This window comes from Streptomyces sp. NPDC014006 (assembly GCF_043088925.1).
GTDB lineage: Bacteria > Actinomycetota > Actinomycetes > Streptomycetales > Streptomycetaceae > Streptomyces.
On record NZ_JBICAJ010000001.1, the window covers coordinates 392,734 to 414,646 of the forward strand.

Annotated in this window: 18 protein-coding genes; 17 read left to right on the forward strand and 1 reads right to left on the reverse strand. The window is 70.3% G+C overall.

Going from position 1 to position 21,913, the window contains the following annotated elements; all coding sequences use genetic code 11:
* Positions 1-75: 75 nt before the first annotated feature.
* Positions 76-756 carry an ATP-dependent Clp protease proteolytic subunit gene (locus ACF1GV_RS01790; RefSeq protein WP_363264751.1) on the forward strand — a complete coding sequence of 227 codons (681 nt, stop codon included), beginning with the start codon at positions 76-78 and terminating at the stop codon, positions 754-756.
* Between the two features lie 191 nt (positions 757-947).
* Positions 948-2,234 carry an ATP-dependent Clp protease ATP-binding subunit ClpX gene (gene clpX / locus ACF1GV_RS01795; RefSeq protein ID WP_363264750.1) on the forward strand — a complete coding sequence of 429 codons (1,287 nt, stop codon included), beginning with the start codon at positions 948-950 and terminating at the stop codon, positions 2,232-2,234.
* 66 nt (positions 2,235-2,300) lie between these two features.
* On the opposite strand, the gene ACF1GV_RS01800 is transcribed toward clpX, so the two are convergent.
* A complete protein-coding gene (locus tag ACF1GV_RS01800) occupies positions 2,301-3,293 on the reverse strand; it encodes a hypothetical protein (RefSeq protein ID WP_391676911.1) in 993 nt (330 codons plus the stop codon).
* Positions 3,294-3,430: 137 nt separating this feature from the next.
* Here ACF1GV_RS01800 and ACF1GV_RS01805 point away from each other — a divergent pair, with 137 nt between their 5' ends.
* From ACF1GV_RS01805 to ACF1GV_RS01875, 15 genes are all read left to right on the forward strand, one after another.
* Positions 3,431-6,082 (forward strand): valine--tRNA ligase, encoded by a 2,652-nt coding sequence (locus ACF1GV_RS01805; RefSeq protein WP_391676913.1) that lies wholly within the window; start codon positions 3,431-3,433, stop codon positions 6,080-6,082.
* A 186-nt stretch (positions 6,083-6,268) separates the two neighbouring features.
* Positions 6,269-7,783: a bifunctional folylpolyglutamate synthase/dihydrofolate synthase gene (locus ACF1GV_RS01810; protein ID WP_391676914.1), complete on the forward strand. Its 1,515-nt coding sequence runs from the start codon at positions 6,269-6,271 to the stop codon at positions 7,781-7,783.
* Positions 7,784-7,786: 3 nt separating this feature from the next.
* Positions 7,787-8,152 (forward strand): DUF4233 domain-containing protein, encoded by a 366-nt coding sequence (locus tag ACF1GV_RS01815; protein ID WP_391676915.1) that lies wholly within the window; start codon positions 7,787-7,789, stop codon positions 8,150-8,152.
* Between the two features lie 66 nt (positions 8,153-8,218).
* Positions 8,219-8,632 carry a nucleoside-diphosphate kinase gene (ndk, locus tag ACF1GV_RS01820; RefSeq protein WP_391676916.1) on the forward strand — a complete coding sequence of 138 codons (414 nt, stop codon included), beginning with the start codon at positions 8,219-8,221 and terminating at the stop codon, positions 8,630-8,632.
* A 313-nt stretch (positions 8,633-8,945) separates the two neighbouring features.
* Positions 8,946-9,965 carry a rod shape-determining protein gene (locus ACF1GV_RS01825; protein ID WP_103782377.1) on the forward strand — a complete coding sequence of 340 codons (1,020 nt, stop codon included), beginning with the start codon at positions 8,946-8,948 and terminating at the stop codon, positions 9,963-9,965.
* 154 nt (positions 9,966-10,119) lie between these two features.
* On the forward strand, positions 10,120-11,166 hold the full coding sequence (mreC, locus tag ACF1GV_RS01830) for a rod shape-determining protein MreC (RefSeq protein WP_391676917.1): 1,047 nt from the start codon (positions 10,120-10,122) through the stop codon (positions 11,164-11,166).
* A gap of 13 nt (positions 11,167-11,179) precedes the next feature.
* A complete protein-coding gene (gene mreD, locus ACF1GV_RS01835) occupies positions 11,180-11,851 on the forward strand; it encodes a rod shape-determining protein MreD (RefSeq protein ID WP_391676918.1) in 672 nt (223 codons plus the stop codon).
* Between the two features lie 143 nt (positions 11,852-11,994).
* A complete protein-coding gene (mrdA, locus tag ACF1GV_RS01840) occupies positions 11,995-14,247 on the forward strand; it encodes a penicillin-binding protein 2 (protein ID WP_391676920.1) in 2,253 nt (750 codons plus the stop codon).
* A complete protein-coding gene (gene rodA, locus ACF1GV_RS01845) occupies positions 14,244-15,440 on the forward strand; it encodes a rod shape-determining protein RodA (RefSeq protein ID WP_391676922.1) in 1,197 nt (398 codons plus the stop codon). Before mrdA ends, rodA begins: the two co-directional genes overlap by 4 nt.
* Before the next feature lie 13 nt (positions 15,441-15,453).
* Positions 15,454-15,792: a nuclear transport factor 2 family protein gene (locus tag ACF1GV_RS01850; protein WP_391676923.1), complete on the forward strand. Its 339-nt coding sequence runs from the start codon at positions 15,454-15,456 to the stop codon at positions 15,790-15,792.
* A gap of 95 nt (positions 15,793-15,887) precedes the next feature.
* Positions 15,888-17,387 carry a CHAD domain-containing protein gene (locus ACF1GV_RS01855; protein WP_391676925.1) on the forward strand — a complete coding sequence of 500 codons (1,500 nt, stop codon included), beginning with the start codon at positions 15,888-15,890 and terminating at the stop codon, positions 17,385-17,387.
* A 70-nt stretch (positions 17,388-17,457) separates the two neighbouring features.
* The gene (locus ACF1GV_RS01860) at positions 17,458-19,419 is read left to right on the forward strand and encodes a TIGR03960 family B12-binding radical SAM protein (RefSeq protein ID WP_391676927.1); all 1,962 of its coding nucleotides are present in this window, start codon (positions 17,458-17,460) and stop codon (positions 19,417-19,419) included.
* Between the two features lie 112 nt (positions 19,420-19,531).
* Positions 19,532-19,732, forward strand: coding sequence for a hypothetical protein (locus ACF1GV_RS01865; RefSeq protein WP_391676928.1), 201 nt, complete (start codon positions 19,532-19,534; stop codon positions 19,730-19,732).
* Positions 19,733-19,788: 56 nt separating this feature from the next.
* Positions 19,789-20,934, forward strand: a complete 1,146-nt coding sequence (locus ACF1GV_RS01870; protein ID WP_391676929.1) for a hypothetical protein — start codon at positions 19,789-19,791, stop codon at positions 20,932-20,934.
* Between the two features lie 46 nt (positions 20,935-20,980).
* Complete coding sequence (locus ACF1GV_RS01875) at positions 20,981-21,769, forward strand: TIGR03936 family radical SAM-associated protein (RefSeq protein ID WP_363264734.1); 789 nt, start codon at positions 20,981-20,983, stop codon at positions 21,767-21,769.
* Positions 21,770-21,913 lie beyond the last annotated feature (144 nt).

Sequence of the window (21,913 nt, forward strand, 5' to 3'; positions counted from 1 at the left end):
GCCGGGTGGCCCCCCAGGGCCCACCGGCCCCCACGTTCGCCTCAGCCACCGCCCCAGCCCTTTTCAGGAGACACCGTGAACGACTTCCCCGGCAGCGGCATCCACGACCGTGCGCGCGCCGAGTACACCGGCCCCACGGCCGAGTCCCGTTATGTCATCCCGCGCTTCGTCGAGCGCACCTCCCAGGGCATCCGCGAGTACGACCCTTACGCGAAGCTCTTCGAGGAGCGCGTGATCTTCCTGGGCGTCCAGATCGACGACGCCTCCGCCAACGACGTCATGGCGCAGTTGCTGTGCCTGGAGTCGATGGACCCCGACCGGGACATCTCGGTCTACATCAACAGCCCCGGCGGCTCCTTCACGGCGCTCACCGCGATCTACGACACGATGCAGTTCGTGAAGCCCGACATCCAGACGGTCTGCATGGGCCAGGCGGCCTCCGCCGCGGCCATCCTGCTGGCCGCCGGTACGCCGGGCAAGCGCATGGCGCTGCCGAACGCGCGCGTGCTGATCCACCAGCCCTACAGCGAGACCGGCCGCGGCCAGGTCTCCGACCTGGAGATCGCCGCGAACGAGATCCTGCGGATGCGTTCGCAACTGGAGGAGATGCTGGCCAAGCACTCCACCACGCCGATCGAGAAGATCCGCGAGGACATCGAGCGCGACAAGATCCTCACGGCCGAGGACGCGCTGTCGTACGGCCTGATCGACCAGATCATCTCCACCCGGAAGATGAACAACGCGGCGGTCCGCTGACCCGCACGGGTCACCGGACCTGTATCGTCTGCCGCCCCTTGGCATGGCACGCACACGGTTCCCGTGGAAGTGAACCGTGCCAAGGGGGGCCCGAACGGGGGTCCGGGCAAGGTACCGTCGGACATAAGGCAGCACCAGGAGCCACTGGACGGTGACGTCCAGGCGACTCCCAGGCGAAGGGGAAGCACACCGTGGCACGCATCGGTGACGGCGGCGATCTGCTCAAGTGCTCGTTCTGCGGCAAGAGCCAGAAGCAGGTCAAGAAGCTCATCGCAGGCCCCGGTGTGTACATCTGCGACGAGTGCATCGATCTCTGCAACGAGATCATCGAGGAGGAGCTCGCCGAGACCAGCGAGGTGCGCTGGGAGGAGCTCCCGAAGCCCCGCGAGATCTACGAGTTCCTCGAGGGGTACGTGGTCGGCCAGGAGGCGGCGAAGAAGGCCCTCTCCGTCGCGGTCTACAACCACTACAAGCGGGTCCAGGCCGGCGAGAACGGCGGCGGCAGCAGCCGTGAGGACGCGATCGAGCTGGCCAAGTCCAACATCCTGCTGCTGGGCCCCACGGGCTCGGGCAAGACGCTGCTGGCGCAGACCCTGGCCCGCATGCTGAACGTCCCGTTCGCGATCGCAGACGCGACCGCGCTGACGGAGGCGGGCTATGTCGGCGAGGACGTCGAGAACATCCTGCTCAAGCTGATCCAGGCGGCCGACTACGACGTCAAGAAGGCCGAGACCGGGATCATCTACATCGACGAGATCGACAAGGTCGCCCGGAAGAGCGAAAACCCGTCGATCACGCGGGACGTCTCCGGTGAGGGCGTGCAGCAGGCCCTGCTCAAGATCCTCGAAGGCACCACGGCCTCGGTCCCGCCGCAGGGCGGCCGCAAGCACCCCCACCAGGAGTTCATCCAGATCGACACGACGAACGTCCTGTTCATCGTGGGCGGCGCCTTCTCGGGCCTGGAGAAGATCATCGAGTCCCGGGCCGGCGCCAAGGGCATCGGCTTCGGCGCGACGATCCGCTCCAAGCGGGAGCTGGAGTCCAAGGACCAGTTCGAGGACGTCATGCCGGAGGACCTGGTCAAGTTCGGCATGATCCCGGAGTTCATCGGCCGGCTGCCGGTGATCACCTCGGTCCACAACCTCGACCGCGAAGCGCTGCTGAAGATCCTGGTCGAGCCGCGCAACGCGCTGGTGAAGCAGTACGAGCGCCTCTTCGAACTCGACGGCGTGGAGCTGGACTTCGAGCGCGAGGCCCTGGAGGCCATCGCCGACCAGGCCATCCTCCGCCAGACCGGCGCCCGCGGCCTGCGCGCCATCATGGAAGAGGTCCTGATGTCGGTGATGTACGAGGTCCCGTCCCGCAAGGACGTGGCCCGCGTCGTCATCACCGCCGACGTCGTCCGCTCCAACGTCAACCCGACCCTCATCCCGAGGGACGCCCGCGGCCGCGGCCCGGGCGAGCAGAAGTCGGCGTGAGCACAGGCGAAGGGGCCCCGGTCGACCGACCGGGGCCCCTTCGCCGTATGCGACGCCTCGCGGGCGTCAGGCCGCGATACGCACCTCGTCGCGCAGCTTCGTGGTGATGTCGACCGCGGCGTCCTTGGTGATGCCCTTGGTGTTGTCACCGGGGGAGACCATGGCGACCGTGCTGTAGTCGGCCCACACGCAGAACCAGTCCGTGGACTGCTTCTTGGTGAGCGAGTTGGTGCTCGTGGTCGACTGGCACTTCATGACCGCGCCGTCGATGTCGGCCTTCTCCGGCTGGCCGATCAGCTTCGCGTCCGACGCGGTGCCGGAGCTGGACGCCGCGTTCTTCGTGAACTGCTGCTGGATGGCGGCGAAGTACTTGTCCAGCGTCGCCTCGGGGTCCTTGATCTCGCCGTAGCCGCCCACCATCGTGAAGCCGCGGGCGGTCAGCAGCTCGGCCGTGCTGGGCAGCTCGCTCGCGTCGGGGTGCTGGGGGTCGTAGTCGCCGAAGTCGGCCGTCGACCACTGCCCGATGACGGCCTTGCCGTTGGTGACACCGCTGGACTGGAGGTATTCCACGGTCTTGGAGTCGGTGCTCTCGCCGCCCTTGCCGACCCGCTTGTACTCGGTGAGCGTGGTCGCCGGCGTGGTCAGCTTGTGCGGGCCGTCGTCGCTCAGGCCGCCGCCTCCGCCGCCCGCGAGGACGAAGTAGCCGCCGACCGCGAGTGCCGCGACGACCGCCACCGCGCCGATGATCAGGCCCGTCTTCTTCTTGCCGCCGCCGGCCGCCGGGGGCTGCGGCATGCTGCCGTACGGCTGCTGGCCGTAAGGCGCCTGCTGGCCGTAGGGGTTGGGCTGGCCGTACTGGGCCGGCTGGGGCGGCACCCCCTGCTGCGGGTAGCCGTAGCCCGGCTGCGGGGCGGGCGGCTGCTGGGGGTAGCCGTAGCCGGGCTGGGGTGCCTGCGGCTGCTGGCCGTAGGGGCCGCTCTGGCCGTAGGGCCCCGGCTGACCGTACGGCCCGGGCTGCTGCGGCTGCCCGCCGTACGGGCCCGGCTGGTTGTAGCTCATGACGGGGTTCCCCTCCAGATGCTTATGCGTCTCCGACATCCTGGCCGAGCCCCCCGCACGGCAGCCCACCGGGGTACGGACCGTTACAGAAGAATCGCGTTTCGGGACAGGGCCGTGACGCCTCTAAACTGAGCGCCGTGACCGACAACGCTCAGCAGCAGCCACCAGCGCCCACCACCGAACTGCCGACCCAGTATGCGCCGGCCGATGTAGAGGGGCCGCTGTACGAGCGCTGGGTAGAGCGCGGTTACTTCGAGGCGGACGCGGCGAGCGACAAGCCGCCGTACACGATCGTCATCCCGCCGCCCAACGTCACCGGCAGCCTGCACCTGGGCCACGCCTTCGAGCACACGCTCATCGACGCCCTCACCCGCCGCAAGCGGATGCAGGGCTACGAGACGCTGTGGCAGCCCGGCATGGACCACGCGGGCATCGCCACCCAGAACGTCGTCGAGCGCGAGCTCGCCAAGGAGGGCAAGTCGCGCCACGACCTGGGCCGTGAGGCCTTCGTCGAGCGCGTCTGGCAGTGGAAGGGCGAGTCCGGCGGCCAGATCAGCGGCCAGATGCGCCGCCTCGGCGACGGCGTCGCCTGGTCCCGCGAGCGCTTCACCATGGACGAGGGTCTTTCCCAGGCCGTCCAGACGATCTTCAAGAAGCTCTACGACGACGAGCTGATCTACCGCGCCGAGCGCATCATCAACTGGTGCCCGCGCTGCCTGACCGCGATCTCCGACATCGAGGTCGAGTACCAGGACGACGACGGCGAGCTGGTCTCCATCCGCTACGGCGAGGGTGAGAACTCCCTCGTGGTCGCCACCACCCGCGCCGAGACGATGCTCGGCGACACCGCCGTCGCCGTCCACCCCGACGACGAGCGCTACAAGCACCTGGTCGGCACGCTCGTCAAGCTGCCGCTCACCGGCCGCTCCATCCCGGTCGTCGCCGACGAGCACGTCGACCCGGAGTTCGGCACCGGCGCCGTCAAGGTCACCCCGGCGCACGACCCGAACGACTTCGAGATCGGCCAGCGCCACGACCTCCCGGCGATCGCGATCATGGACGAGCACGCCGTGATCACCGCCCATGGCCCCTTCCAGGGCCTGGACCGCCTCGAGGCCCGTTCCGCGATCGTCGCCGCGCTGCGCGCCGAGGGCCGGATCGTCGCCGAGAAGCGCCCCTACGTCCACTCCGTCGGCCACTGCTCGCGCTGCAAGACCACCATCGAGCCGCGCCTGTCCATGCAGTGGTGGGTCAAGGTCGGCCCGCTCGCCAAGGCCGCCGGTGACGTGGTCCGCGAGGGCAAGGTCACGATCCACCCGCAGGAGATGGAGAAGCGGTACTTCGACTGGGTCGACAACCTCCACGACTGGTGCATCTCCCGCCAGCTGTGGTGGGGCCACCGCATCCCGGTCTGGTACGGCCCCGACGGCGAGGTCGTCTGCGTCGGCCCCGACGAGCAGCCGCCGTCCGGTGAGGGCTGGCACCAGGAGACCGATGTCCTCGACACCTGGTTCTCCTCCGGCCTGTGGCCGTTCTCCACGCTCGGCTGGCCCGAGCAGACCGAGTCGCTCGCGAAGTTCTACCCGAACTCCGTCCTGGTCACCGGCTACGACATCCTCTTCTTCTGGGTCGCCCGGATGATGATGTTCGGCCTGTACGCGATGGACGGCACCCCGCCGTTCCACACCATCGCCCTGCACGGCATGGTCCGCGACCAGTTCGGCAAGAAGATGTCGAAGTCCTTCGGCAACGCGGTCAACCCGCTGGACTGGATGGACAAGTACGGCTCCGACGCCCTGCGCTTCACCCTCGCGCGCGGCGCCAACCCCGGCGTCGACGTGCCGATCGGCGAGGACTGGGTCCAGGGCTCGCGCAACTTCGCCAACAAGATCTGGAACGCGACCCGCTTCGCGCTGATGAACGGCGCGACGGTGGACGGGCCGCTGCCCGACGCGTCGAAGATGTCGCCGACCGACCGCTGGATCCTCTCCCGCCTGAACTCGGTCGTCGCCGAGGTGGACGCCTACTACGACGACTACCAGTTCGCGAAGCTGTCCGACGCCCTGTTCCACTTCGCGTGGGACGAGGTCTTCGACTGGTACGTCGAGCTGTCCAAGACGACGTTCCAGGCCGGCGGCGAGGCGGCCGAGGTCAGCAAGCGCGTCCTGGGCGAGGTCCTCGACGTCACCCTGAAGCTGCTGCACCCGGTGGTCCCGTTCGTCACGGAGACCCTGTGGACCACGCTGACCGGCGGTGAGTCGGTCGTGATCGCCGAGTGGCCCAAGGCTGTGTCCGTTCCTGGTGCTGACGCGCCGGGTGGCTTCCACGACGCCGCCGCCGAGCGGGAGATCGAGACCCTCCAGCAGGTCATCACCGAGGTCCGCCGCTTCCGCGCCGACCAGGGCCTGCAGCCCGGCCAGCGCGTCCCGGCCCGCCTGACCCTGGACGGTACGGCCCTCGCGCCGCACGAGCCCGCCATCCGCCAGCTGCTGCGTCTGCAGCTGGAGGGTGAGTCCTTCGCGGCCACGGCCACGCTGCCGGTCGCGGGCGCCGAGGTCGCCCTCGACCTCTCCGGCACGATCGACGTGGCGGCCGAGCGCAAGCGCCTGGCGAAGGACCTCGCCGCCGCGGAGAAGGAGAAGGCCCAGGCCACGGCCAAGCTCGGCAACGAGGCGTTCCTGGCGAAGGCCCCGGACAACGTGGTGGACAAGATCCGCACCCGCCTGGCCAAGGCGGAGGAGGACATCACCCGCATCGCGGCCCAGCTGGACCGCCTGCCGCAGGCGTAGCGGCTTCTACGGCGGCGAAGGCCCCGGTGCTGAACAGCACCGGGGCCTTCGCCGACCCCAGGGGGCGCGGGGAACTGCGCGATCAACCACGACGCACCCGCACCCGCACGCAAAGACCAGCCGCCCCCTCGACAGGTGCACCAAGCCACCGCACGCTTTGTCACCACCGCTCCGTAAACTGACCCCGTGAGCGAAATCCCCGGCAACGACCAGCCCGACCCCCTCGACGGCTTCGACGAGATCATCGAAGCCGAAACGACCCGCGACCCGGATCTCGCCGTCATCGAGGCCGGCAGCCGCACCCTGCGCACCCAGGGAGGCACGCCGGAGGCCGACGTCCCGGCCCGCCCCGAGGACCCCGAGGTCGACAAGGCGCTGCGCGAGGTCGAGGCCGAGCTGGCCACGCGCTGGGGCGAGACCAAGCTGGAGCCGTCGGTCGCCCGCATCTCCGCCCTGATGGACGTCCTGGGCGAGCCCCAGCGCTCGTACCCCTCGATCCACATCACGGGGACCAACGGCAAGACCTCCACCGCCCGCATGATCGAGGCCCTGCTCGGCGCCTTCGAGCTGCGCACCGGCCGCTACACCAGCCCGCACGTGCAGTCGATCACCGAGCGCATCAGCCTGGACGGCGCACCGATCTCCGCCGAGCGCTTCGTCGAGACGTACGAGGACATCAAGCCGTACATCGAGATGGTGGACGGGCAGCAGGAGTACCGGCTGTCCTTCTTCGAGGTGCTCACCGGCATGGCGTACGCCGCCTTCGCCGACGCGCCCGTGGACGTGGCGGTCGTCGAGGTCGGCATGGGCGGCTCCTGGGACGCGACGAACGTGATCGACGGTGACGTCGCCGTCGTCACCCCGATCGACCTGGACCACACCGACCGGCTGGGCGAGACACCGGGCGCGATCGCGGGTGAGAAGTCCGGGATCATCAAGCAGGGCGCGACCGTGATCCTGGCGCAGCAGCCGGTGGACGCGGCGCAGGTGCTGCTGAAGAAGTCCGTGGAGGCCGACGCGACCGTGGCCCGCGAGGGCCTGGAGTTCGGCGTCGTCGCCCGGCAGGTGGCCGTCGGCGGGCAGCTGATGACGCTGCGCGGCCTGGGCGGCGAGTACACGGAGATCTACCTCCCGCTGCACGGCGCGCACCAGGCGCACAATGCCGCGGTGGCGCTGGCCGCCGTGGAGGCGTTCTTCGGCGTGGGCGCGCAGCGCCAGGAGCAGCTGGACGCCGACACCGTGCGCAAGGCGTTCGCGGCCGTGGCCTCGCCGGGCCGCATGGAGGTCGTGCGCCGCTCGCCGACCGTGGTGCTGGACGCCGCGCACAACCCGGCGGGCGCGCGGGTGACGGCCGAGGCGATCGGGGAGGCGTTCCAGTTCAGCCGGCTGATCGGGGTCGTCGGCGCGAGCGGCGACAAGAACGTGCGCGGGCTGCTGGAGGCGTTCGAGCCGGTCTTCGCGGAGGTCGTGGTCACGCAGAACTCCAGCCACCGGGCGATGGACGCCGACGAGCTGGCGGGAATCGCGGTGGAGGTGTTCGGCGAGGAGCGGGTGCAGGTCGAGCCGCGGCTGCCGGACGCGCTGGAGGCCGCGATCACGCTCGCCGAGGAGGAGGGCGAGTTCGCGGGCGGCGGCGTGCTCGTGACGGGTTCCGTCATCACGGTCGGCGAGGCCCGGCTGCTTCTCGGGAAGAGTGCGTGAGTCATGCGGACGCTGTGTTCCTCGACGCTGATCGGTGAGTTCTTCATCATCGGGTTCGCCGGTCTGGTCGCGATGAAGGACCCGGACCTCACCACGGGCACGGTGTGGACGGTGTGCGGCATCGCGATGCTGCTCTGCGTGCTGCTGTGCGGCATGGTGACCCGGCCCGGGGGCGTCGCCCTCGGGTGGGCGCTGCAGATCGCGCTGGTCGCGGCCGGTTTCGTGGTGCCGCTGATGTTCTTCATGGGCGCGGTGTTCGCGGCGCTGTGGTGGGCGTCGGTGCACTTCGGTCGCAAGGTGGACGAGGCGAAGGCGAGATTCGCGGCGCAGGGTGCGCAGGGCGGTTCCTCCACAGCTGACGCTGCGTGACGGGCGCCACGACACGCCCTGTAATCTCGTCCCACCGCACACCTGGCAGGAAGAAGGAGTCCCCCCGTGACCCAGCGCACCCTCGTCCTCCTCAAGCCCGACGCCGTCCGTCGCGGCCTGACCGGCGAGATCATCAGCCGTATCGAGCGCAAGGCCGGCTGGCAGATCACCGCGCTGGAGCTGCGCACGCTGGACAGCGAGACGCTGGAGCAGCACTACGGCGAGCACAAGGGCAAGCCGTTCTACGAGCCGCTGGTTCAGTTCATGTCGTCCGGTCCGGTCGTGGCGATGATCGTCGAGGGTGAGCGGGTGATCGAGGGCGTGCGGCAGCTGGCGGGTCCGACCGACCCGATCGCGGCCGCGCCGGGCTCCATCCGGGGTGACTTCGGCGTGATCGTGCGTGAGAACCTGATCCACGCGTCCGACTCCGAGGAGTCCGCCGAGCGCGAGGTGAAGATCTTCTTCCCGGGCCGTGCCTGAGACGCCCGCGAGAATGTTCCGGGGATTTTTCTGACACGCCGTCAGTTCACTCCTCGTAGCCGACCTGGGGCGGCCGGACGATTTCGGCCGTCCTTTGGCATATGCCGCGCCGATCGGGGGAACGGATGCCCCCGATGGCACGTCTCACCAAGCGGGGCGCCGTCGCTTCTGATGACAATGGCGAAGACCCTCACGCCGTGTTCGTGCAGGCGCGTTTACGATGGAAGCCTTCACGTCACAGCACCCACCTCGCCTACCTGAAAAGCCCTCACAAGCTCGTGGGAAGGCCAGACGAATCCTCATGGGGAACTCAATGTCGTTCATCGGCCGTGACATGGCTGTCGACCTCGGGACCGCCAACACGCTGGTGTACGTCAGGGGTCGTGGGATCGTACTCAACGAGCCGTCCGTCGTCGCGATCAACACCAACACCGGTGGCATCCTCGCGGTCGGCGCCGAAGCGAAGAAGATGATCGGACGCACGCCCGGCAACATCGTTGCCGTCCGTCCGCTCAAGGACGGCGTGATCGCCGACTTCGAGATCACCGAGCGGATGCTCCGCTACTTCATTCTGAAGATCCACAAGCGGCGGTATCTGGCTCGGCCGCGGGTCGTCGTCTGTGTGCCCTCGGGCATCACCGGCGTCGAGCGCCGCGCGGTCATCGAGGCGTCGACCCAGGCGGGCGCCCGCCAGGTGCACATCATCGAGGAGCCCATGGCCGCGGCCATCGGCTCCGGCCTGCCGGTCCACGAGGCCACGGGCAACATGGTGGTGGACATCGGCGGCGGCACCACGGAGGTCGCGGTCATCTCGCTCGGCGGCATCGTCACCGCACAGTCCATCCGCGTCGCGGGCGACGAGCTGGACAACGCGATCATCCAGCACGTGAAGAAGGAGTACAGCCTTCTGCTGGGTGAGCGGACGGCCGAGCAGATCAAGATCACGATCGGTTCGGCGTACGACCTCGACACCGACGAGCACACCGAAATCCGCGGCCGGGACCTCGTCTCCGGGCTGCCCAAGACCGTCGTCATCTCCGCCGCCGAAGTGCGCAAGGCGATCGAGGAGCCCGTCAACGCGATCGTCGACGCGGTCAAGACGACCCTGGACAAGTGCCCGCCGGAGCTGAGCGGCGACATCATGGACCGCGGCATCGTGCTGACCGGTGGCGGCGCCCTGCTGCGCGGCCTGGACGAGCGGCTGCGCCGGGAGACCGGCATGCCGATCCACATCGCCGAGGACCCGCTGGACAGCGTCGCGCTGGGCTCCGGCAAGTGCGTCGAGGAGTTCGAGGCGCTCCAGCAGGTCCTGGACGCCGCGCCGCGCCGATGACGTAACGCTTCGATCCCGCCGTACGAGATGATCTCCTCTCGTACGGCGGATCGTTGATATGGAGGCATAGGCTCCGCCCTACGCCTCCACACAGCTGAACACCCGCTTCCGACCCCTGCACACATTCCGATGAGGAAGGGCACGGCCGCCGCACGTGAGGGACACACGAGAGAGCCGGCTTCTCCTGGTGCTGCTGATCGCCATCGCGTTCGCACTGATCACGGTGGACATCCGCGGCGGGGAGGACTCCCCGGTCGACGGTGCCCGGCAGGCCGCGGCCGCGGCCTTCGGTCCGATCGAGAACGGCGTGGCGTCGGCGGTGAACCCGGTCGGCAACGCCGTCGAGGCGGTCCGCGACTCCGGGGAGCGGCACGACCGGCTCGCCGCGCTGGAGAAGGAGAACGCCGCCCTCAAGGCCAAGCTGGGCAGCGATGACCGCAACCGCAGCCGGCTGGGACAGCTGGACAAGATGCTGAAGGTCGCCGGCGCCGGGCAGTACGGCATCAAGGGCGCCGAGGTCATCGCCATAGGGGCGGCGCAGGGCTTCTCCTGGACCATCACCATCGACGTCGGCGCCAACGACGGCATCCGGCGCGACATGACCGTGCTCAACGGCGAGGGCCTGGTCGGCCGGGTCACCACGGTCGGCCCGAACACCTCCACCGTGCTGCTGGCCAACGACCCCGACTTCACCGTCGGCACCCGGATGGAGGGCAGCGACGAACTGGGCTTCGCCTCCGGCCAGGGCGACCGGCCGCTGCGCGTGGAGCTGCTGAACGGCAAGGCCGAGGTGAAGAAGGGCGACCGGCTGGTCACCTTCGGCTCGCAGGCCGACAAGCCGTTCGTGCCCGGCGTGCCGGTCGGCGTCGTCTCCCGCGTCGACCCCTCCGGCGGCGGCCTGACCCGGACGCTGTACGTGACGCCGTTCGTCGGCTTCACCAAGCTCGACATCGTGGGCGTGGTCGTCGAGGCGCCGAAGAAGGACCCGCGCGACACCGTGCTGCCGGCCAAGCCGAAGCCGGTCCCCACGCCGACGGTCACCGTCACGGTCACCCCGGGCGCGACCGCGCCGGGCGACGGGCAGCAGCAGAACGGGCAGCAGCCGCAGCCGCAGCTGAGTGAGCAGCCGGCCACCGACGTCCAGACCGGACCACCGTCGGACGGCGGACAGACCCAAGACGGCCAGCAAGAGCTGCAGTAGGAGCTGACATTCCATGCGCGTCAACCGGATCCTGCTCTCCACGGCGCTGATCGTCGTCGCCCTGGTCGTCCAGGTGAGCGTCCTCGCCCGGCTGCACCTGCCGGGCGCCGTCCCCGACCTGCTGCTGCTGACCGTCCTCGGCCTCGCCCTGGTCTACGGCCATGTCGGCGGCGCCCTCATCGGCTTCGGCGCCGGCCTCCTAGCCGACCTCGCCCCGCCCGCCGACCACGCGGCCGGCCGCTACGCGTTGGTGCTGTGCGTGACCGGCTACGCCGCCGGGCTGATGAAACCCGAGAGCGGCCGCCTGAAGTCGGCGACCGGCCCGATGGTCACGGTGGTCGCGGCCGCGATCGGCTCGACCCTGCTGTACGCAGGCGTGGGCGCCCTCGTCGGCGACACCGCCGCCCGCCATGTCGGCCTGCCGAGCCTGCTGTTCACGGCGGCCCTGTACGACCTGCTGCTGGCGCCGTTCGTCGTCCCCGGTGTGATGGCGCTGGCCCGCCGCGCGGACAACGACCCGCTCGCCGAGACCGGCTCCGCCGCGAAGGCCACCGACATCTCCTCCGGCTGGGTCGCGGGCGGCACCGGACTGAAGATCGGCGGACAGCGGGGCGGGCTGCGGGCGAAGGCGGCGAGGGCCCGGGTGGCCCGCGCGGGACGCATCAAGGGGGTCAAGCGGCTGTGAACGGCGCGGAGTTCAAGTTCACCGGTACGGGTGAACGTCAGCGGAACCGGCGTTCGAGGGCCGATCGTTCACCAGACGTACGCACCCAGCCACCGCCCGTACACGCCCCGCCGCAGGCGTCCTGAGAGGGGGAGACAGCCGCAGTGACCAACATCCCGGAGACCGGCCGGACGCCCCGCGTCCAGATCCGTCTCGTCGTCATCCAGATCCTCGTCCTCTCCCTCCTCGGCACGCTCGGCGGCCGCCTGTGGTACCTGCAGATCCGCGAGGGCGCGGAGTACCAGAAGGAGGCGTCCGGCAACCACGTCCAGCAGGTCGTCGAGCCCGCCGTGCGCGGCTCGATCCTGGACGCGCGCGGGGTGCCCCTCGCCGACAACGAGACCCGGCTGGTCGTCTCCGCGTCCCGTACGGACCTGCTGAAGCAGAAGGACGACGGCAAGGCGGTGCTCACCAAGCTCGCCGGTGTCCTCGGCATGGACCCCAAGGAGGTCATGCTGAAGGTCCGGCTGTGCGACGCCAAGACGCCCCAGCCGTGCTGGAACGGCTCGCCGTACCAGCCGATCCCCATCACCGACGAGGCCACCCCCAAGCAGGCGCTGCAGATCCGCGAGCGCGCCGAGGACTTCCCCGGCATCAGCGCCGAGCCCGAGGCCATGCGCCGCTACCCGGCCCCCGGCAAGGCCAACACCGCCCAGGTCCTCGGCTACCTCTCCCCGGTCACCGACGAGGAGATCCAGAAGGCCAAGGACACCGACTCGCCCTTCCTGCGCTCCGACCAGGTCGGCCGCTCCGGCCTGGAGCGGCAGTACGACAAGGCGCTGCGCGGCAAGGCCGGCGTCACCCGCTACGAGGTGGACAACCTCGGCCGGGTCATCGGCAAGGCCGAGTCCGACAACGCCGAGCCCGGCGCCAACCTCGTCACCAGCATCGACTCCCGGGTCCAGCGCGTCGCCGAGTACGAGCTGGACAAGGCGATGAAGACCGCCCGCCAGCAGTTCGACAAGATCACCGGTGAGAACTACAAGGCCGACTCCGGTGCCGTGGTGGTGATGGAGGCCAAGACCGGCCGGATCGTCGCCATGGCCTCCGCGCCGACCTACGACCCCAATGTGTGGGTGGGCGGCATCTCCGGCAAGGACTACAAGGCCCTCACCGGCAAGAACTCCGACTATCCGCTGCTGAACCGCGCCATACAGGGTCAGGCGGCGCCCGGCTCCACGTTCAAGGTGGTCTCCACCGCGGCCGCCGTGCAGGCCGGTTACGAGTGGGACGGCGGCTATCCCTGCACCAGCGCGTACTCGGTGGGCGGCCAGGTCTTCAAGAACTTCGAGGGTGAGAGCTTCGGCCCCATCTCCCTCGGCCGCGCACTGGAGGTCTCCTGCGACACCGTCTTCTACGGCCTGGCGGACCGGGAGTGGAAGAAGGACGGCGGCATCAACCCCAAGAAGGGGCAGCCGAAGGACTGGTTCTTCAAGACCGCCCACCAGTTCGGCCTCGGCAAGGAGACCGGCGTCGACCTTCCCAACGAGGTCACCGGCCGCGTCCCGGACCGCCAGTGGAAGCTGGACTACTGGAAGGCCAACAAGGACGCCTGGTGCCGGACCGGCAAGAAGGACGGCGACTACGTCCAGAGGATCTCGTACGAGAACTGCCTCGAAGGCAACAAGATGCGCGAGGGCGACGAGATCAACTACTCCATCGGCCAGGGCGACACACTCGTCACGCCGATCCAGGAGGCCGTGATCTACGGCGCCGTCGCCAACGGCGGCACCATGTACCAGCCCACCATCGGCAAGGCGATCATCAGCCCGGACGGCAAGAGCGTGCGGGAGATCAAGCCGACGGTGCGCGGCCGCCTGCCGGTCAGCCAGGCCACCATCAAGGGCATGAACGACGCCTTCGCGGGCGTCATCACCCGCGGTACGGCCGCCTGGAAGTTCGGCGGCTGGCCGCAGGACAAGATCGCGCTGCACGGCAAGACCGGTACCGCGGAGGTCTACGGCAAGCAGACCACGTCCTGGCTGGCCACCTACTCCAAGGACTACACGGTGATCATGACGATCGCCCAGGCCGGTACGGGTTCGGGCGCCTCCGGTGAGGCCGTGCGCAACATCTACAGCGCGCTCTACGGCGTCCAGGGCGACGGCTCCGTGGACCAGAAGAAGGCGCTGCTGCCCGAGCCGCAGAAGGGCCTGCCCAAGGTCCGCACGGACGGCACGATCACCGCCCCGAAGGTCAGCGGCGACCCGGCCAAGGACGCCGAGAACGCCCAGAAGAACAACCCGACCAACGGCGACGACCAGCAGCCCGCCGCCACGGCCTCACCGGCCACCAGCGGCAACCGCAACACCCGCAGACGGCCGCGCAGGCGGGGAAGCCGGAGGATGCCCCGATGACCGGCGTGAACAGCTTCTCCGTCTCCGGGTACGGCCCCGAGCGGGCCGGCTGGACCAGGGTCTTCGCCCGCGACTCGCTCACCCGAAGGCTCGACTGGCCGATCCTGCTCGCCGCCCTGGCGCTGTCCCTGATGGGCTCGCTGCTGGTGTACTCGGCGACCCGCAACCGCACCGAGCTGAACCAGGGCGACCCGTACTTCTTCCTCCTGCGGCACCTGATGAACCTCGGCATCGGGCTCGCCCTGATGATCGGCACGCTCTGGCTCGGCCACCGCGCCCTGCGCAACGTCGTGCCGGTCCTGTACGGCCTGTCCGTGCTGCTGGCCCTGGTGGTCCTCACCCCGCTCGGCGCGACGATCAACGGCCAGCGCAACTGGCTCGTCATCGGCGGCTTCTCGATCCAGCCCGCCGAATTCCTCAAGGTCACGATCATCCTGGGCATGGCGATGCTGCTGGCCGCGCGGGTGGACGCGGGCGACAAGCTCCACCCCGACCACCGGACCGTGGCCCAGGCCCTGGGGCTGGCGGCGGTACCGTGCCTGATCCTGCTGCTGATGCCCGACCTCGGCTCGATGCTGGCGATGGTGGCCATCATCCTCGGGGTACTGCTCGCCTCCGGCGCCTCCAACCGCTGGGTCTTCGGCCTGCTCATCGCCGGGGCGATCGGCTGCATCGCCATCTGGCAGCTGCACATCCTGGACGAGTACCAGATCAACCGCTTCGCGGCGTTCGCGAACCCCGACCTGGACCCCGCGGGCGTCGGCTACAACACCAACCAGGCCCGCATCGCGATCGGTTCCGGCGGTCTGATGGGCGCCGGCCTCTTCCACGGCTCGCAGACCACCGGGCAGTTCGTGCCCGAGCAGCAGACCGACTTCGTCTTCACCGTCGCCGGTGAGGAACTGGGCTTCGTCGGCGCCGGGCTCATCATCGTCCTGCTCGGCGTGGTGCTGTGGCGGGCCTGCCGCATCGCCCGCGAGACCACGGAGCTGTACAGCACGATCGTCGCCGCCGGGATCGTCGCCTGGTTCGCCTTCCAGGCGTTCGAGAACATCGGCATGACCCTCGGCATCATGCCGGTCACCGGCCTGCCCCTGCCGTTCGTCTCCTACGGCGGCTCGTCGATGTTCGCGGTCTGGCTGGCCGTCGGGCTACTGCAGTCGATCAAGGTCCAACGACCGCTGTCGGCATGAGGGCGGAGATGCGATGAGCGGCACAGCGACCGAGGTCGTCGAGGCGGCGTTCCGGCTCTACCGGGCCCAGGACCGGGACGCGGCCGTGGCGCTCTACGCCGACGACTTCACCTTCACCAGCCCGCACGACGACCACATCGACAAGGCGGCCTTCTTCGAGCGGTGCTTCCCGACCGCCGATCGCTTCACTCAGCACCGGCTTCTGTGGGTGACCCCCGCCGACGAGGAACTCGTCCTCGTGCTCTACGAGTACGAGCTGACCACCGGCGAGCGATACCGCAACACGGAGGCGATCACCGTGCGGGACGGGCTCATCCGGGAGGTGCAGGTCTTCTTCGGCGGCCGGGCGTGAGACGGCCGCCCGCACCGGGCGCGAGCCGGCCGTCGACGCGGGACGCGGGCAAAAGCGCACTGCCCTCCCGCCCCGACTGCGACTAGATTCAGATCATGGCGGAGACGAAACGCGAGATCGAGCGCAAGTACGAATCCGACGACAGCGGGTTGCCGGACCTGACCGGCGTCGCCGAGGTCGCGACGGTCCTCGACCAGGGCGTGGCCGAGCTGGACGCCACCTACTACGACACCGCCGACGAACGTCTCGCCGCGTCCGCCGTCACCCTGCGCCGCCGCACCGGCGGCTCGGACGCCGGCTGGCACCTCAAGCTCCCCGTCGAGGCGGGGGTGCGCGACGAGATCCGTGCGCCGCTGTCCGACACCGTGCCCGACGAGATCGCCGCACTGGTCCGCTCCCGCATCCGGCACGCCGAGCTGGTGCCCGTGGTGCGGCTGCGCAGCTCCCGGGACGTGTGTCACCTTCTCGACGCCGACGGCACGCTGCTGGCCGAGGCGAGCGTGGACGAGGTGCGCGCCGAACGGCTCAACCGGGCGGGCGGAACCGCCCGGTGGACCGAGATCGAGGTGGAACTGGCCGACGGCGCCGACCCCGCCTTCCTCGCCAAGGTCGACAAGCACCTGCGCAAGGCGGGCGTCCGGCCGTCGGCGTCCCCCTCGAAGCTGGCCCGCGCACTGGAGGAGACCGGCGGCACCCGGACCCGGACGGCCGCCTCCGCCAAGCCCGTGACCGCGGGCGATCACCTCCTCGCCTACCTGCGCGCGCAGCGCGACGCCATCGTGGCGGGCGACCCGGCCGTGCGTCTGGACCTCCCGGACTCCGTCCACCAGATGCGGGTGGCGACCCGCCGTATGCGCAGCACCTTCCGCGTCTTCGGCAGCGTCCTGGACCGCGCCGTCACCGACCCGGTCGCCGCCGAGCTGAAGTGGCTGGCCGGCGAGCTGGGCGCCGACCGCGACCAGGAGGTCCTGGCCGCCCGCCTGACGGCCGCCCTCGACGACGTTCCTCCGGCCCTGGTCCACGGCCCCGTCGGCGAGCGGCTCACCGCGTGGGCGAGCGCCCGGCACGGCCACACCCGCGGCCACCTGGTCGCCGTACTGGACTCCGCCCGCGCGCTCGCCCTGCTCGACAGCCTCGACGCCGTGCTCGCCGACCCGCCGCTGCGCAAGAAGGCCGCGAAGAAACCGGACGCGGTGCTCGCCGCCGCCGTGCACAAGGACCTCGCCAAGGTCTCCCGCCTGGTCGCGCGGGCGCTCGAGACGCCCCCGGGCCACGACCGCGACGTCGCCCTGCACGAGGCCCGCAAGAAGGCCAAGCGCACCCGGTACGCCGCCGAGGCCGCAACGCCCGCCCTGGGCCGCCCCGCCGGCTCGCTGGCCAAGTCGATGAAGTCCCTCACCAGCCTGCTCGGCGACCACCAGGACAGCGTGATGGCCCGCCACACCCTGCGCGAACTGTCCGCGGTGGCCCACGCGGCGGGGGAGAGCGCCTTCACCTACGGGCTGCTCCACGGCCGGGAGGAGGCACGCGCCGCGGCCCTGGAGAGGGAGCTTCCCCGCCTGTGGAAGGAGACCGAAGAGGGGGCGCGCCTGTGAGCGTTCGGGGAGGGCCGCCGACCGGGTTACGCTGAATGGTCACCCCTGTCAGCTCACAAAGGTTCCCCCGATGTCCGTCGAGTCGGTGTTCCCGCAGCTCGAAGCCCTGCTCCCGCATGTGCAGAAGCCGATCCAGTACGTGGGCGGCGAACTGAACTCCACCGTCAAGCCCTGGGACAGCTGCGACGTCCGCTGGGCCTTGATGTACCCGGACGCGTACGAGGTCGGTCTGCCCAACCAGGGCGTCATGATTCTCTACGAGGTCCTCAACGAGCAGGAAGGCGTCCTCGCCGAGCGCACCTACAGCGTGTGGCCGGACCTGGAGGCGCTGATGCGTGAGCGCGGCGTCCCGCAGTTCACGGTGGACAGCCACCGCCCGGTGAAGGCGTTCGACGTGTTCGGCCTCAGCTTCTCCACGGAGCTGGGCTACACCAACATGCTCACCGCGCTGGACCTCGCCGGCATCCCGCTGGAGGCGAAGGACCGCGGCCTGGACGACCCGGTCGTCGTGGCCGGCGGACACGCCGCCTTCAACCCGGAGCCGATCGCCGACTTCATCGACGCGGCCGTCATCGGCGACGGCGAGCAGGCCGTCCTCGACATCACGAGGATCGTCAAGGAGTGGAAGGCGCAGGGCCGCCCCGGCGGCCGCGAGGAACTGCTGCTGCGCCTGGCGAAGACGGGCGGGGTGTACATCCCGCAGTTCTACGACGTCGAGTACCTGCCGGACGGCCGGATCGCCCGTGTCGTGCCGAACCGCTCCGGCGTGCCGTGGCGGGTCTCCAAGCACACCGTCATGGACCTGGACGAGTGGCCGTATCCGAAGCAGCCGCTGGTGCCGCTGGCCGAGACGGTCCACGAGCGGATGTCGGTGGAGATCTTCCGCGGCTGCACCCGCGGCTGCCGCTTCTGCCAGGCCGGCATGATCACCCGCCCGGTGCGCGAGCGTTCCATCACCGGCATCGGCGACATGGTCGAGAAGGGCCTGAAGGCGACCGGCTTCGAAGAGGTCGGTCTGCTGTCCCTGTCCTCCGCCGACCACAGCGAGATCGGCGACATCGCCAAGGGCCTCGCGGACCGCTACGAGGACGACAAGATCGGTCTGTCGCTGCCGTCCACCCGGGTCGACGCCTTCAACGTCGACCTGGCCAACGAGCTCACCCGCAACGGCCGCCGCTCCGGTCTGACCTTCGCCCCCGAGGGCGGCTCCGAGCGCATGCGCAAGGTCATCAACAAGATGGTCTCGGAGGAGGACCTGATCCGCACGGTCGCCACCGCCTACGGCAACGGCTGGCGTCAGGTGAAGCTGTACTTCATGTGCGGCCTGCCCACGGAGACCGACGAGGACGTCCTGCAGATCGCCGACATGGCGACGCGTGTCATCGCCAAGGGCCGCGAGGTGTCGCGCTCCAACGACATCCGTTGCACCGTGTCCATCGGCGGCTTCGTCCCCAAGCCCCACACCCCCTTCCAGTGGGCGCCGCAGCTCTCCGCCGAGGAGACCGACGCCCGCCTGGAGAAGCTGCGCGACAAGATCCGCGGTGACAAGAAGTACGGCCGCTCGATCGGTTTCCGCTACCACGACGGCAAGCCCGGCATCGTCGAGGGCCTGCTCTCCCGCGGCGACCGCCGTATCGGCGCAGTCATCCGCGCGGTCTACGAGGACGGCGGCCGCTTCGACGGCTGGCGCGAGCACTTCTCCTACGACCGCTGGATGGCCTGCGCGGACAAGGCGCTGGCCCCCTTCGGCGTCGACGTCGACTGGTACACCACCCGTGAGCGGACGTACGAGGAGGTCCTGCCCTGGGACCACCTCGACTCGGGCCTCGACAAGGACTGGCTGTGGGAGGACTGGCAGGACGCCCTCGACGAGACGGAGGTCGAGGACTGCCGCTGGACCCCGTGCTTCGACTGCGGCGTGTGCCCCGCCATGGACACCCAGATCCAGATCGGTCCGACGGGCAAGAAGCTGCTGCCGCTGACGGTCAAGAACGCCGCTCCGGCGCCCGCGGCGAGCGGACACACGCACTGACCGACGGCCTGCCGAGCTGTGTCGAGCCCCCTGCCACGGGCATCCCCCGTGGCAGGGGGCTCGTCGCTGTCCCCGTCTCCCGCACCCCGGCACAGGCATCCAGCGTCGGATCATGCACCCGCCCCACGGCGAGCCGGTGATGGACACGGCGGTTGCGGTCGGCGGGCCCGGCGTGCACGCCCTGGACTACCAGGGGCTGCTGTACATCGGCGCCGCCGTGGCGGTGGCGGCGTGCCTGGTCGCCCGCGGCCGCGGGACCCGCCCCCGCAGCGGGGAGGAACGGCCGGCCGGAGGGGACCGCCGGCAGCCGTGACGGCATCGCAATCCGTACGGTGAATCCGCGGCGACGGCTGCCGCGTCCTGTCAGACATGGAACCGCAGAAGCCTCCGCCCCGGCCCCGGCAGCCGGAAGGCTGCCTCGTCGTCGCCGTTCGCCTGCCCGTGCGGATCGTCGTGCTGGTCCTCGTCGTGCCGGTTCGGATGCTGTGGGACGCCGGGGTGGTCGCCGGGCGGGTGCTGCGGGACACGGTGCTGCGGCCCGTCGGGCGGGCACTGCTGTGGCTGGGGCGGGCCCTGTTCGTGTGGCCGCTCGTGGCGCTGTGGCGGTACCTCCTCGTCCCCCTCGGCACGGCGCTCGGCCTGCTCGGCCGGGTCCTGCTCGTCGTGCCGGCGGTGTGGCTGTACCGGTGGGTGCTGACCCCCGTCGGGCACGCGCTGGCGTGGGCGGCGCGGGGGATCGGCGCCGGGATCGCCTGGCTGGTGCTGGGTATCGGCGCGGGCCTCGCGTTGCTGTACACGCGCGTGCTGACGCCGATCGGACACGGCCTGGTGTGGGTGCTGCGCGGCGTCGCCATGGTCCTCGGGGCGCTGGGCGCCGGGGTGTACGCGGTGGTCGCCTGGCTCGTGCGCCACCTGGTCGTGGTACCGGCCGTATGGCTGTGGACCTGGGTGCTCGCACCGGTGGGCCGGGCCGTCGCCTGGTGCGTCCGGGGTGTGGTGCGGGTGCTCGGGATGGCCGTCACCGGCATCGGTCTCGTCCTGTACTGGATCGCCCGGGTGCTGTTCGTGCTGCCCGCGCTCGCCCTGTGGCGATGGGTGCTGGTGCCCGTCGGACGCTTCCTCGCCGTCGTCGCCCGGGAGGTGGGGGCCGCGCTCGGGCACGCCTGGCGGATCGCCGGGCGGATCTCCCTCGCGGTGGGGCGGTTCCTCGCCACCGTCCTGCGGTGGATCGTCGTCGAGCCGCTGCGGTGGGTATACCGCGGTGTGCTCACCCCGGTCGGGCACCTCGTGCGCGACGCCGTCCTCAGGCCCGCCGCCAAGGCCGCACGCGGGGCCGGGCGGGCCGTACGGGAGGCGCTCGCCTCGGCGCGGGAGTCGGCGCGGCAGGCGCGGGCGGACTTCCGGCGGATGCTGTTCGGCGACCCCGGGAAGAGTGAGGCGGTGGCCCGGCGGGAACCTGACGGCCACGACACACGTACTCTTGAGAGGAGTACGACCGCTCTCACAAAGGACTAGGACACTGGGCAAGCGACAGCCCGAAGGCCCGCCGCCCGCACCCGCGGTGCAGCGCATCCGACTGCGCTACACCAAGCGCGGCCGCCTGAGGTTCACCAGCCACCGCGACTTCCAGCGCGCCTTCGAGCGCGCGCTGCGCCGCGCCGACGTACCCATGGCGTACTCGGCGGGGTTCACGCCGCACCCGAAGGTGTCGTACGCCAATGCCGCACCCACCGGCACGGGCAGCGAGGCGGAGTACCTGGAGATCGCGCTCACCGCGCGACGGGACCCGGAGCAGCTGCGCGTCCTCCTCGACGAGTCGCTGCCCACCGGGCTCGACGTGATCGAGGCGGTCGAGGCGCACACGTCCGGGCTCGCCGACCGGCTCACGGCTTCCGTCTGGGAACTGCGACTGGACGGCGTCGACCCGGCCGACGCGCGGCGCGCGGTGCAGGCCTTCAACACGGCCGAGGCGGTGGAGGTTCAGCGCCTGACCAAGAACGGCATGCGCACCTTCGACGCCCGTCCGGCCGTCGTGAGCCTGGAGACAACTCAAACGCACAGTTCGCCGGCTGATAGGCCGAGCGACCAGCCCTGTGCGATACTGCGGCTGGTTGTTCGGCACGTGACGCCTGCCGTACGACCCGACGACGTCCTGTCCGGTCTCCGCGCCGTGGCCGACCTGGCGCCGCCGGTCCCCGCAGCGGTGACCAGGCTGGCGCAGGGGCTGTTCGATGAAGAGACCGGCACGGTGACCGACCCGCTCGCGCCCGACCGCGAGGCAGCGGTGGCCCTCGAAACGGCCGCTCCGGCTGCCGCCGCGACGGCGCCGGTGCCGGAAGGTTCCGCGTAGGGACGGACGTCGTAAGCGCCGCCCTCGTACTCGGGAGCCACCTGGGTCGGGCAGCGCACCCGACCAGAAGACTTTCGCCAGGCCGTACGCGACAAGGTGTACGGAACCGGCGAGACAGGACACAGAAAGCTCCCGTGTGGCGCC